Origin of the sequence: Paenibacillus sp. NPDC057934 (assembly GCF_042887565.1) — a bacterium.
Lineage (GTDB): Bacteria > Bacillota > Bacilli > Paenibacillales > Paenibacillaceae > Paenibacillus_AQ.
In genome coordinates this window covers 77,795-90,229 of the sequence record NZ_JBHVPB010000007.1, presented here as the reverse complement: position 1 = coordinate 90,229, position 12,435 = coordinate 77,795, and the positions used below count along the sequence as shown (strand labels likewise).

Annotated in this window: 9 protein-coding genes; 3 read left to right on the top strand and 6 right to left on the bottom strand. The window is 51.3% G+C overall.

Annotated features, from left to right (window positions below):
- Positions 1-82: 82 nt before the first annotated feature.
- The 4 genes from ACFVRY_RS17310 to ACFVRY_RS17295 all read right to left on the bottom strand — a co-directional run bounded on the left by ACFVRY_RS17310 (position 83) and on the right by ACFVRY_RS17295 (position 4,821).
- Positions 83-1,777 carry a CocE/NonD family hydrolase gene (locus ACFVRY_RS17310; RefSeq protein ID WP_387501488.1) on the bottom strand — a complete coding sequence of 565 codons (1,695 nt, stop codon included), beginning with the start codon at positions 1,775-1,777 and terminating at the stop codon, positions 83-85.
- A gap of 222 nt (positions 1,778-1,999) precedes the next feature.
- Positions 2,000-2,773 carry an ABC transporter permease gene (locus ACFVRY_RS17305; protein ID WP_387501487.1) on the bottom strand — a complete coding sequence of 258 codons (774 nt, stop codon included), beginning with the start codon at positions 2,771-2,773 and terminating at the stop codon, positions 2,000-2,002.
- Positions 2,770-3,756, bottom strand: coding sequence for an Ldh family oxidoreductase (locus tag ACFVRY_RS17300; protein ID WP_387501486.1), 987 nt, complete (start codon positions 3,754-3,756; stop codon positions 2,770-2,772). Before ACFVRY_RS17300 ends, ACFVRY_RS17305 begins: the two co-directional genes overlap by 4 nt.
- 18 nt (positions 3,757-3,774) lie before the next feature.
- Positions 3,775-4,821 carry an aliphatic sulfonate ABC transporter substrate-binding protein gene (locus tag ACFVRY_RS17295; protein WP_387501485.1) on the bottom strand — a complete coding sequence of 349 codons (1,047 nt, stop codon included), beginning with the start codon at positions 4,819-4,821 and terminating at the stop codon, positions 3,775-3,777.
- Positions 4,822-4,941: 120 nt separating this feature from the next.
- Between ACFVRY_RS17295 and ACFVRY_RS17290 the strand changes: the two genes are divergently transcribed.
- The gene (locus tag ACFVRY_RS17290) at positions 4,942-5,856 is read left to right on the top strand and encodes a LysR family transcriptional regulator (RefSeq protein WP_387501484.1); all 915 of its coding nucleotides are present in this window, start codon (positions 4,942-4,944) and stop codon (positions 5,854-5,856) included.
- 63 nt (positions 5,857-5,919) lie between these two features.
- On the opposite strand, the gene ACFVRY_RS17285 is transcribed toward ACFVRY_RS17290, so the two are convergent.
- The gene (locus ACFVRY_RS17285) at positions 5,920-6,684 is read right to left on the bottom strand and encodes an ABC transporter ATP-binding protein (protein ID WP_387501483.1); all 765 of its coding nucleotides are present in this window, start codon (positions 6,682-6,684) and stop codon (positions 5,920-5,922) included.
- Positions 6,685-6,928: 244 nt separating this feature from the next.
- On the opposite strand from ACFVRY_RS17285, the gene ACFVRY_RS17280 reads away from it, so the two are divergent.
- Both ACFVRY_RS17280 and ACFVRY_RS17275 read left to right on the top strand, forming a co-directional pair.
- A complete protein-coding gene (locus ACFVRY_RS17280) occupies positions 6,929-7,696 on the top strand; it encodes an HAD-IIB family hydrolase (RefSeq protein WP_387501778.1) in 768 nt (255 codons plus the stop codon).
- 247 nt (positions 7,697-7,943) lie between these two features.
- Positions 7,944-9,572: a response regulator gene (locus tag ACFVRY_RS17275; RefSeq protein ID WP_387501482.1), complete on the top strand. Its 1,629-nt coding sequence runs from the start codon at positions 7,944-7,946 to the stop codon at positions 9,570-9,572.
- Positions 9,573-9,673: 101 nt separating this feature from the next.
- On the opposite strand, the gene ACFVRY_RS17270 is transcribed toward ACFVRY_RS17275, so the two are convergent.
- Entirely contained in the window at positions 9,674-12,406 is a 2,733-nt protein-coding gene (locus ACFVRY_RS17270) for an alpha-mannosidase (RefSeq protein ID WP_387501481.1), read from the bottom strand.
- Positions 12,407-12,435: the final 29 nt, after the last annotated feature.

Below are 12,435 nucleotides of genomic sequence, written 5' to 3'. Positions count from 1 at the left end.
CAAAGCTGACTAAAACAGGCGGCCCTGGTCAAACGTTCACTACGTTTGACCGGGGCCGCCTTTGATTTACACATTTATACGGCTAAGATTGTGGCTTCCATACCGGAAGCTGGATACAAGCGTTGTGACTTCCACCCCAATAAATACTCTGCTCGGCCGTCACAGTCTCCTGTATCCCGGCCCAGTTGCCGGCCTGGTTAGGGTGCACATGATAAGCAGGGAAGTTGGAAGAGGAAATATCGACCCTGATCCGTGAGCCTGACCCCAGTGCCCAGGTGATAGGCCATAACTGGAACGTTATTTCTTCGAGTGAGCCGGGCGAATAAGGCAGAGCTGATGGCGAGCCGTTCCGGTATGCCAGTGAAGTTATGCCATCAGCGATATTATAGGCGCTGCCGTCCGGCAGAACCTCGCTCACTTTGATGGTGAACGAGGTATCTTCAGCGGTTGACTTGATCTGCAGCACCGCTTCAATGGAGCCTGCGAGGTATAGTTCCTCTTCCAGCGGTACAGAGAGAAAGCTCAGGACATCCTGGCGATAGCCTGGTTCCGGCTGTAGTGCACAAGCTGTGCGGGGCTGGCCTGGCCCGGGTTCAAAGGTAGATAAGAGACCGCTTCCACCTACAGTAATCACTGGATCAAGCGGATCGTAAGTGTAACTTAACTGATGCTCATCCGCTTCGGGCACATTGCCAAGGGTGTTATGCTGGCCTAAATAACAGGTTCGCTTCTGCACCGGCGGCGGCCAGGACGTCCAATATTTCCAGTCATCCACGCCGATTACATAGGTCTTAACTGTGCCGAGCTCCTCTTTATACGCCGCCTGCTTGAGCATGTAATCAAACCATCCCATAACCTCGCGTAAACCTCCATTGCCGCCATTAACGGTTCCACCCGGAAAACTACGGTCGCCATGCGGCGTGAGCGAATGCACCCAAGGACCGACGATAAAGCGGCTGCGCGCCCGGATCTCCGGTGGAATCTGCTCATAAGTCAGCATCATGCTTTCCAGCGCAATATCAAACCATCCTCCGACCATACAGACCGGAACGGTAAGACGGGACGGAATATGCCGGAATTCCTGCCAGAAGTCCTCCTGCCATAGCTCGTCTCCGGCTCCCGGGTTCAACAGGAATTCACGGTACCATGCCAGCTCTTTACCGAGTAGAGTCACATCCATCTCCAGGGGAGGGCGGAATTCGCGCGCCTGCTTTTCCAGCTCCCGGGGACTGCGGCCTTTAAGATCGGCGTCAGCGTTGGTAACCGTCCAGCTGGTATAGATATCCGGACGGAACATCCCGTCCATATAGATGAAGCGTTGTTGTTCGGTACCGATCACGGAAATATATAGTGTCTTGACCTCGGGCGGCAGACTGTCTGCGAGCACCCAATGGTTAAAGCCAAGATAGGAACCGCCATATAAGCCAATATTCCCGTTGCACCAGTGCTGAGCGATAATCCAATCCAGTGTATCCAGGCCATCCTGCTTCTCATGTACAAACGGCACCCAGCGCCCGCCGGAGGAACCGCGTCCTCTACACTCCTGGATGATGACATTGTATCCATAAGCAGAGAGCATTACGACTTCGGGGTCTGGCCGGAATTCTCTGCCTATGTAAGGATTGCGAACCACAATCACTGGCGCGGGCTGTTCGCCCCTGCTTAACCATACGTGGGTCATCAACTGTACCCCGTCACTCATCGTCACCCATAGGTCCTGACGTTCTCCCACCTCATGATGCGGAGCAGGGAATTCAGGATCTTGATTCTCTGACATGTTAGACGCCTCCCGATAAAAGATGGTGATCTGTTGTTTTCAAATAGGAATGCTATATTTGAATTCTAACATGCAAGCCATAGAGATGATATTGGGCAAAGAGGTGTCATGGCATATTCCGCAGCGGACTTTACTCATGTAAAAAACAGGCGCAGCATCCCGCATAGAAGGGAAAGGCTACGCCTGTTTGGTTTATTCCTGCACGTGCAACTGATAAGATGATCAGCCGTTGTAATTATCCCGCCAGCGCAGCAGGCGGGTCTCAAGCTTGCGCACAAGGGAGTCGGTTAGCTTGCCGACTCCGGCGAAGATAACGATGCCGACGAAGACAACCTCAGTTTGGGCAAACTGGCGGGCATCCGAGATCATATAGCCGACTCCGGCATTCGCCCCCATTAGCTCGGCAACGATCAGGCTCAGCCAGGCCGTACCGAGGGACAAGCGGATACCGAGCAGCAGATTGGGCATGGCAGCCGGCAGAATGAGGCGGGTGATCTGCTTGAATCTACTGAACTCCAGAATACGGGACACCTCGAACAGCTTGGAGTCCACGCTGCGAATGCCGACGAAGGTGTTGAGATAGATAGGGAAGAAGGCACCCATCGCAATCAGCAGCACCTTCGAGAACTCCCCGAAACCGAACCACAGGATGAACAGCGGCATAATCGCCAAATGCGGAACCGTACGAATCATCTGTAGCGTCGGGTCCAGCGTCCATTCCGTTTTTTTATAGAAGCCAACTAATAATCCGAATACGATACCCAGCCCGCCGCCAATCAGAAATCCGATCAGGGCACGATAGATGCTGATCCCGATATTGGACAACAACACACCGCTTGAGAGCAGGTCAATAAAGCTTCTGCCGATCTTGAGCGGTGTGGGGAGCAGCTGGGGAGGCAACAGATGAAGCTCCCCGATCAACTGCCACACCACCACAATAAGTAGAGGGAGCAGGCTGCCGTATACATATTTCACATAAGATTTCTGTGTTTTCATAGCTCATTCCGCAGGTAATCAATAGCAGAATGGTGCAGCGTAATGACACCGGAGGCCAGTGCTGCCTGATAGCGCTGTTCCGAAGCTTGTCCAGGATAGGTAATGGGGCCCTCATGGCCTTCTGCCAGCGGAATATCTCCTAGTTCGCCAAGGAAGCCGGTGACCTGTGCGGTGAAGGATTCCACAGTATGACCGAAAATGGTAGGATCGATCAATTGGATGAAAGCTCCGCGATTCTTCTTGAGTCCTTTGGCTCCGATAGGCACGTTGACAAGGGCTCCGCTGAGAATTTCCAGTGCGAGCGCCAGGCCGAAGCCTTTGTAGCCGCCAAGCGGGGAGAGCCATTTAACATCCGCAGGATTCTCAGTCGGCTGGCCTTCTTCATCCACGCCCCAATGCTCAGGGATGGTTTCCCCTTTGAATTTAGCAATGCTGAGATGGCCCCAAGCCCGTTCCGACACCGCCATGTCGAGTACAAACAGCGGATCTGTATGCGGGATGGCAATCGCTAGCGGCGTATTGTTCACAGCAGCGCCTTTGCCTCCGGGCGGTGCCATCACGCTCATTCCGCCATAAGCGGAGATTAGCGTAATCGCGCCGCGTTCTGCTCCGTACCTGGCAATAATGCCCGGGCAGTTAAAACGGGAGACATCGGTGAGGCCGATGGTGATCACTTTGCGCTCGGCGAGTGCTGGAAGGGCGAGATCAATCGCTTCCCGGGCTACGATATGTCCGAGATCGTAATTTCCGGCTACATGTAGATAAGAGCCTTCTAGCGGAGCGGCTTCATATTTCCCTCTGCCTTCGAGGGAGCCGACCGCCTGCTTGAAGAAGGTAAAACCATGTGATGAGCGCCCCCTCAGATCGGCATCCAGATAATCACTAGCGATAATCTCTGCTTCATGCTCGGTAGCGCCGTATTTCAGCAGGACTTTTTTACCCATGTCTTTAAGTTCTTGGATAGGGATGGTGATTGTACTCATAGCTGTCTCTCCTAACGGTTATTTATCGTTTTTCACTTCTTCCAGTGCTTGATTGATGAAGGTGTTATCCACGACCTTGGAAGGGTCAACAGATTTATTTACTGCTTTTTCTTTTAACAGGAATGCTGCCAGCTCCCCTTGAGCTTTGACAAAATTATCAGAGACCGGGACAGTCGCGAACTGGACATTGGAGATGACGGATTTAACAACCTCGGGGTTCAGCTTGGTGCCCTCAGCGTAGATTTTTACCGCTTCATCCAGGTGATCCTTCTGCCACTGCAGTGTTTTTTCCAGTACCTTGAGATAGGCAACGACGAGATCCGGATGTTCATCGGCAAACTTGGTGCGGACAATATGGAATGCAGGACTGATGTAGTTAATGGAAGAACCGTCTGCGAGAACCTTGGCGCCTTCATCTACAACGGCTGTTGACAGGTAAGGCTCGCCGATAGCCCATGCATCCACAGAACCTCCGACGAACGCCGCCTTGGCTTCATCCGCACTGAGCTGGATAAGCTCCACATCATTTGCGGTCAGACCAGCTTTGTCCAGTAATCTGAACAGAATGTCATACGCTGCTGTTGCCTTGGCTACAGCGATTTTCTTGCCTTTTAGTTCGCTGAGATCGGTGATCGTACTGTTTTTGGGTAGCAGCAGTCCAACATTTTTGGAGCCGGTGCTGCCAATGGCAATCTCTTTGAAAGGAATATCGGATATTTGTCCAGTGATAACGGTCGTATTACCGGTTACCGCGAGATCCAGGCGATCCGTAAGAATCGCATCGAATTGCGCCGGTCCACCTGGTACTTCTACCCAGCTTACCTTGGCGTTATGCTTGGCGAATTCTTCTTCGAACCATTTCTGCTGCTGAGCCAGAACCAGCGGAGCAACGGCGTGCTGGACGCCGATATTGACAGTGACTTCTGGAGCGGAGGCCACTTGATTGGTGCCGGAGGCGGTGGAATTGCTACCGGAGTTACCAGAGTTATTATCTTTACCGCAGGCAGCGAGTACCAGCAGCATACTTATGGCAGCTAATAGAATTGCGAATGTATTTCTTTTCATGATAGTTCGAGTCCCCTTTGTCTAAGTTAAAGATCACTTTACTATATCCGATTAAACAAGTAAAATAACTTTGAATGATGTTTATATAACCATTGGTTATGGGAACGGGGAGAATTTCAGGTGAATATTGAACAAATAGAATATATTGTAAATGTAGCGAAAACAGGATCCATTTCGGCTACTGCGGAGACCATGCATATCTCACAGGCTGGTATCAGCAAAGCCATCATGAAGCTGGAAAAAGAGGTGGGGTTCGAGTTGTTCCGCAGAACGCGGCACGGGACGCTGCCTACTGAGCGGGGAAAGATCCTGATCGCCAAAGCTAGCGAAATTCTGCTGAAGGTTCAGGAGTTTGAGGATGAGGTCTCTGGTCAAAAGGAGCAGATTCATGGCGATATTCGCCTCTCTGTCAGCCCCAACTTTATCGCGATTCTTCCAAAAGCCATTATGTCTTTCAAGGCGAATAACCCCTATGTCAAGTTGGAGATCACTGAAAAGGATTCGGTGGAGATTCTGGAGGACATCCGCCAGGATATCACCGATATGGGGCTGATCTACTTTCATGCCGAGCATAGCCAGCATATTAAAGATTTATGGCTGACAACGATGGTAGAGACGAGGCTGGTTGTCTGTGTGGGCAGGAAATCTGTTTTGGCTTCAAAAAGTAAGCTAGTGATAGAGGATATTCTGGACCAGACTTTTGTCAGCGTGAACGGCAGTTTCTCCCGGCTTTTTATGAAAAAGCTCATGCTGAAATACGGCCCTGTGCAGGTTCTGTTCACGTCGACCAATCAGGAGGTACTGAAGCGGACGATTGCCGAAGGGGATGTGATCAGCATCTTCATGGAGTTCAATATTATGAACGATCCGCTGATTCTGAGCGGGGATATTGTAGCGATTCCGCTGGAAGCGAAGGAACTGGACCAGGAGGTAATCCAACTGGGCTATGCCCGCTCGAAGCGGCAGCATTTCTCTATCGCCCATCAGGAGCTGCTCCGGCATCTGCAGCAGGAGATCGAGCGGTTGGGATTATAAAAAAACGCCTCACCCGGCATGGGTGAGACGTAAATTCAAAATAGAGAAATTAAGATGTTCTTGCTAGATGCTGTATGCAGGTTCTGTCAGCTCGGAGTCACTCAGGGCTTCTAATACCCGCTTACGGTACTCCAGAAATGGCCCGGACACGCGGGAACGGGGATGCTGCAGGCTAATGGGAATAATCTCTTTCACTCTGCCCGGCTTGGACTGCATGACCACAATCCGGTCGGCAAGGAAAATGGCCTCGTCAATATCATGGGTCACAAGCAGCATAGTGGTACGGTTACTACGCCAGATATCCAGCAGTGCTTCCTGCATGTGGTTGCGTGTGAAAGCGTCAAGAGCACCAAAGGGCTCGTCCAGCAGCAGAACCTTCGGATTCCGGATCAGGGCCCTGGCAATGGCTACGCGTTGGGACATCCCGCCGGATAATTGCTTGGGAAAGGACTTCTCGAATCCGCCAAGCTTGACCAGTTCGATCATTTCATCGACAGCTTTTCTGACCTCAGGGTCTTTCAGGGATAGATCAGCGGCAATATTCTTTTCGACAGTCAGCCAAGGGAACAAACGGTGCTCTTGAAAAATAACGCCTTTCTGAATGCTAGGTCCTGTAACAGGCTTGCCATCCAGCTCGACAGATCCTTCATACCCGGTATCCAGGCCGGCAACGATCTTCAGCAGGGTGCTTTTGCCGCAGCCGCTGGGTCCGATAATGGCTACAAATTCATGGGGTTCCAGGGCAAGGTTGACGTTCTCCAGAGCCTGAACCTTCTCCTTCTGGGATGTAAATACTTTAGACACGTGCTGCAAATTAACTGTAGCCATCTGTGGTTTCACCTCGGGTGTGTTCTTTTTTTGACTAAAGGTACTGTAATTGATTTGAATTGTCAATCACGCTCCTTCTTGAACTGCTCTTCTGAATCGGCCTGACGAGCTGGCAGACAAAGGGGATCAGCAGCACCATCAGTCCCCTGAAAGATGCCCCAATCTATCCTTTATTTTCTCTCAAAATAGCGGTAGGATGGGTGTAATATATTACATGAATTTATCTGTTGTGGAGGGAAATGAAGTGAAATTTGTCTTTGATTTGGATGGTACTATTTGCTTCAAAGGCCAACCGGTATCCGAAATGATCCTGACTCGTCTGGAAGAATTGACGCATGCAGGGCATGAAGTGATTTTTGCCTCTGCCCGTCCGATTCGTGATATGTTACCGGTTCTGCATGAACGATTTCATTCCTTTGCGCTCATTGGCGGCAACGGGTCATTAGTGTCCAAGGAAGGTCAGGTTCAGCATGCCGAAGCTTTCAGTCAAGAGGAGGTGCAGGAGATCCATAGGCTGATTGAAGAACATCAGGCCACTTATCTGATTGACAGTGATTGGGATTATGCCTACACCGGCCCGCCTGATCATCCCATTCTGAATAATGTGGACCCCTCTGAGCTGGCCAAGCGTCTTCCTGTAGAATCACTGAAATCCATCGTCAAGATTCTAATCCTGACTGCTGACGATATGGAAGGGCTGGCGGAATCCCTGAAAGATCTTGGTGTGGTCATTCACAGGCACCGCAATGAAAATGTCATAGATATCAGCCCGCAGAACATCCATAAATGGAATGCATTACAACGGCTTGGGGTACGGAAGCAGGAATTTATTGCTTTCGGCAATGATGCCAATGACATTTCCATGTTCCAGCAGGCCCGCCATGCCGTTATGATCGGATATCATGAGGAGCTTGCTCCCTATGCCTCGGAATCCATTTCACTAGAGGGCGACTGTGAGGGCGCCATTGTTAATAAGCTGAAGGCATTATCCGTGTTATCCGTCCATTCGTGATCAGAGGTACATAAATTTTAGAAATGAAATACAGCGTATCACGTATAAAAATGAAACGGTAGAAGTCTCTCAGGACGATGCCGTTTTATTTTTTTTGCAAGAGATCATCCGTGCAATTTAATATCCACCCATAAAAGTTCAGGATTACCCCCGTGCATTCCAAACCGCTGTCAGTTAGTATGAAACTAAAGCATAATGTTGCCACAGGAAACAGAGGTATAAAAAAGCGAATCGGGAAGGTGAACAGATGCTTAGCGTACTTATAGTGGATGATGAATATGAGATTCGTGAAGGTTTGCGTAACCGCTTTCTTTGGGAGGATTACAATATTACGGAGATTATGGTGGCGGAGGACGGGGATATTGCCTTGCACACGGCGCTGGAGGCCAGACCGGATCTGATCATTACGGATATCAAAATGAACCGCATGTCGGGCTTGGAGTTCCTGAGCGCTCTGTCCCCTGTGGAGGACTATAAACCGGAGAAGATTATTGTCAGCGGATATGATGATTTTGAACTGGTGAAGCAGGCTATGCAGTCAGGTGTATGCGATTATATCTTGAAGCCGATCAACCTGGATGAACTGGGAAAAATGGTGGATAAATCAGTGGAGACGATCAACCGCAGAAGGATGGATCAACGCAACCGCCAGATGCTGCGCAACCAGGCCGTCTTCGCCATTCCCAAAATGCGCGAGGAACTGCTGAAGGAAATGATCGAGCATGTCTACGACCCCAATCTGGAGATGCGCAGATGTCACCGCCTGCAGACGTTGGAGCTGGAATGGATGCTAAGTGAGTCGATGTTCCTGATTGTCATCGAGGCCGATAATCTCAAGGCGATTGAGAACCGGAATCCGCATGAGAAGGAACTGATCCTGTTCGGGATCGGAAATGTCGTTCATCAGACGTTGGAGGAGGAATATCCGCATCCGTCCGCTCTTTATAAGGATAATCACAACCGCTGGATCGTCGTGCTCGGCAGCTCGCAACTGGAGCAGACGGAATTTGCCCAGGGGATGGCACAACTGTTGATTCAGAGAATCAATGAGTTTGTCAAAATTACGGCCAGTGCCGGGATGCTGACTAAGCCGGGCAACACCCGGAATCTTTATCACATGTACACTGAGGCGTTAAGTGTAATGGAGCAGAAGGCGGTCTATGGCGGCAACCGGCTGTTTACAGAGCAGGGGCTTTTTTATGATGGTGAGAATGAGGACCTGTCGCTTCAGGAGCCGGAAGAAATGCTTGATCTGGTCCGCTACGGGACGGATGCTGATATTTCAAGGGCGATGGACAGCTTCATCGAGATGGTGCATTCCTGGCAGCTTACACAGCTGAGGGATATTCAGCAGAAAATTTTTGAGTGGTTGTTCGAAGTGTTTCGCAGAGGGGCGGAGGGGACGGTCCTTAAGAATTGGAGGAGTAATCCGATAGCGGTCTGGGAGCTGCTGGAGCAGTACGATACATTGCAAGCCCTGCGTGTGCAGACTGAAGCGTTCTTGCATGAGATTGCTGCCGACTTCCGCAAGCTTTCGGAGACGCCAAGTCAGATCGTCAGCGAGGCGGAGAAAATATTACACCGTGATTATGCAGAAAGCCTCACGCTGCAAAGCGTGGCTTCTGCTGTTCACGTAACACCGGTGTGGCTCAGCAAGCTTTTTAAGAAGGAACTGCATAAGACCTTTCTCGAATATCTGACGGAGATTCGTGTTAAAAAAGCCAAGGAAATGCTGTACGATGTGAAATTTAAAATCTATCAGATTTCCTATCAGGTGGGATACAAGGACCCGGTGCATTTCTCGAAGCTGTTCAAGAAGCAGGTAGGCTGCACACCGAAGGAGTTTAGAAGACAGCTGGGGATGGCTGAGGAATAACCTTCTGGCTGCCCATTCGAAGGAATTGGCAGCCAGGAGGTCCAAAAAGCAAATCAAGTCAATTGCAGACCATATGAATCATTTAGGACGGAAGAAAAAGGTTATCGGGACGAGATCCCGACAGTCACGATGCCTGTCTTACTCACTGGAAGCGATTGTTCCAGAACGTCCGAAGTGTGTTGTTCCATGATATTGCTGGTATAGAGCACGGTATCCTCGCTGGTTTGAATGCTCAGTTCAGATGGTGTCTCCGCGAGGTTGTACCAGCGAGCCATCAGGTCACCGCTACCTTCGCTGAGCTTCAGGTTCGAGAAGGCAAGCCCTCTTCCTTCCCAAGTGAGGAAGTTGTGTACGGGCGGTAGTTCGCCTTCATGAATGTCCGTCTGGGCTGTGATGAGCGGAACAGCGAAACGATAGGCTTCACGATAAGCATCGAAGCGAGTCTCGTTGCCACGGTGCGGAATAATGCTCCACTCTGCTTCGTTTGCTCCAAGGCACTGGGCATCAGGAGTATGGAAGACACCCCAGTCGCCAAGCTCTCCGACACTGCGAAGCAGTGTGACGGCAATCGTGCCCTCGGTATCACGTAGCACTTCGTATTCGTTCAAGCCTTTGCCAGCAGCAGTCAGGCCTCTGCCGTCTCCATGCACATCGACGAAGGATTGCATATGCTGACAGTTGCTTGGGTTCTCCCACTCCGGTGCGGGTACGGTCTGGCGTTCAGCCACTTCAAAGACAGAGTCGGCATAATGCACAGCCGATTGGACGCCGGATGGCAACAAGACCCGCAGGCGGTGATCCTTCGATTGATTGTCGATACGGGTATGCACCTGCAGGGCATGACCGCTACGCTCCAGGCTGATGCGGGTGACGATATGAAGGGGGACAAGCTGTTGTGACCGGGTCGCCTGGCGCTGCCTGAACTCTACCATGGTCTCTACTTCCTGCAGCAGCAGCTCATTAGCCGAAGCCGGAATTTCCAGCGTATGGCGGATTTCAAAAGTAGCACGGTAAGGCGTATCCTCGGCTAACGTAATCTCGGCCTGCACACCACGACTTGTGATGGCTGTGTCGCCTACAGGCTGTTTGAAAATATATTCGTTCCCGATATCGCCGACATCCTCATAAATGCCAAGGCCGCTATACAGCTGGCCACTGGTTTTATCCAGCAGGGAGAAGCTGCCGTCTACTTCCAGGCTGACTCGGAGATGCTCGTTCTCCATAGTCAGGTCACCGGTAACCAGATAGACATCCTGGGGCTCCTGCTCCACCTGGACATCCTTGCTAGGAATCCACGCGTAGGAAGCCAGACCCAATGCAGGAAGATTCGTCGCCTCAAAGGTCAGGCGCAGGGCCCGGGCCATGTAAGGCTGTCTGAACTTGTCACCGGGTAGCTCGTAGCCGAAGCGTACGCCCAAATCTTCGGCGGTGACATCAAGTCTTACACCTGCTGCATCAACCAGATAGCCTTCGCCATGTGTACGGCCGGCGACCTCATTGAAGACAGCGACAGGATCTTCACTTTGGTTGAAGAAACGGCGGGACCATTCCACTTCTACAGTCACTGTACCGCTGGTCGCGTAGCCGCTGGTATTATAGACCACGAACGGAACGGCTTGATCGCTGTATGATGCGAATGCGGAAGTGTCCACCTTGGAACTGATGAATTTGGCACTCTCGGTGGCGAGGGACGAGCCGACTTCCATGCTCTTCGCGAACCGGGTCTTCATCTCATGATACACTTCGTCCACACTGCAGCCGCAAATGCTGTCATGCGGATGATTCTGCATCAGGGTCTTCCAGGCATATTGCAGCAGACCATGCGGATAGGCTTTGCCCAGCCCATGTGCCAGGGCAGCCAGCGGCTCTGCCGTTTTTTCCAGAAGCGTCTGATTCTGTTGATTGAGCTGCTTGATATACACGCGCGCCGATGCTGTATTGACCAGCGAATACCAGCCGTCAGTATGCTGCCCGCGCAGCTCGCCGGTAGTGAGGGTCAGATCTTCCGGAAGCTCTTCCTTGATCGCTTTCACGTAGTCATCGAAGTTCGAATGGATGAATTCGCAGTCAGGATAGAGTTCGCGCGCAACACGCAGGGCTTCGGACAGGTCGGTCTGGATGGGTTGATGGTCACAGCCATTCATCAGCAACAGATGTCGGGTGGAGGCATACTGCCGGGCACGCTCCAGGCGAATATCCCAGTAAGCCTTGGCCGCCTCGGGGGCGACTGGAATTTCCATACCGTTGTTGTACCAATTGGCGAACAGGATACCGAGAACACTGGAACCGTCGGGAGATTGCCAGATTAGCTCGGAGTAAGGAGATTCCAGGCCGGAAGCATCTTCTACACGGTTGTTGAAGCCGGTGGCTTTCACACCTCTGCCGAACACGGCTGTGCTTATACCAGCTTGCTGCAGGATTTGCGCCGCCTGGCCCATGTTACCGAAGGAGTCCGGGAAATAGCCGAGCTTGGAGATCGGACCGAACGTGCTGGCATCACGGTGGCCGATTTGCAGATTACGGACATTGGCTTCGCCGCTCGTCAGGAATTCATCCTGAAGGATATACCATGGACCGAGGGACAGCTTACCTTCATCGCACAGGCGCTGGATAATTTTGCGCTTCTCGGGATAGACCTGCAAATAATCCTCTACTACAATGGTTTGTCCATCAAGATAGAAGCTCTTGAATTCAGGATCAGACTCGAACGTTTCAATTAAGGTATCTATCGTTTCGATGAGTTTGACGTGATGGGCTTCGTAGGGCATATACCATTCCCTGTCCCAGTGAGTGTGGGAGATGACATGTACAACCGTTTTGCTGGGTGCTGTCAAGGCGATTCCTCTTTTCCATAAGATGATGG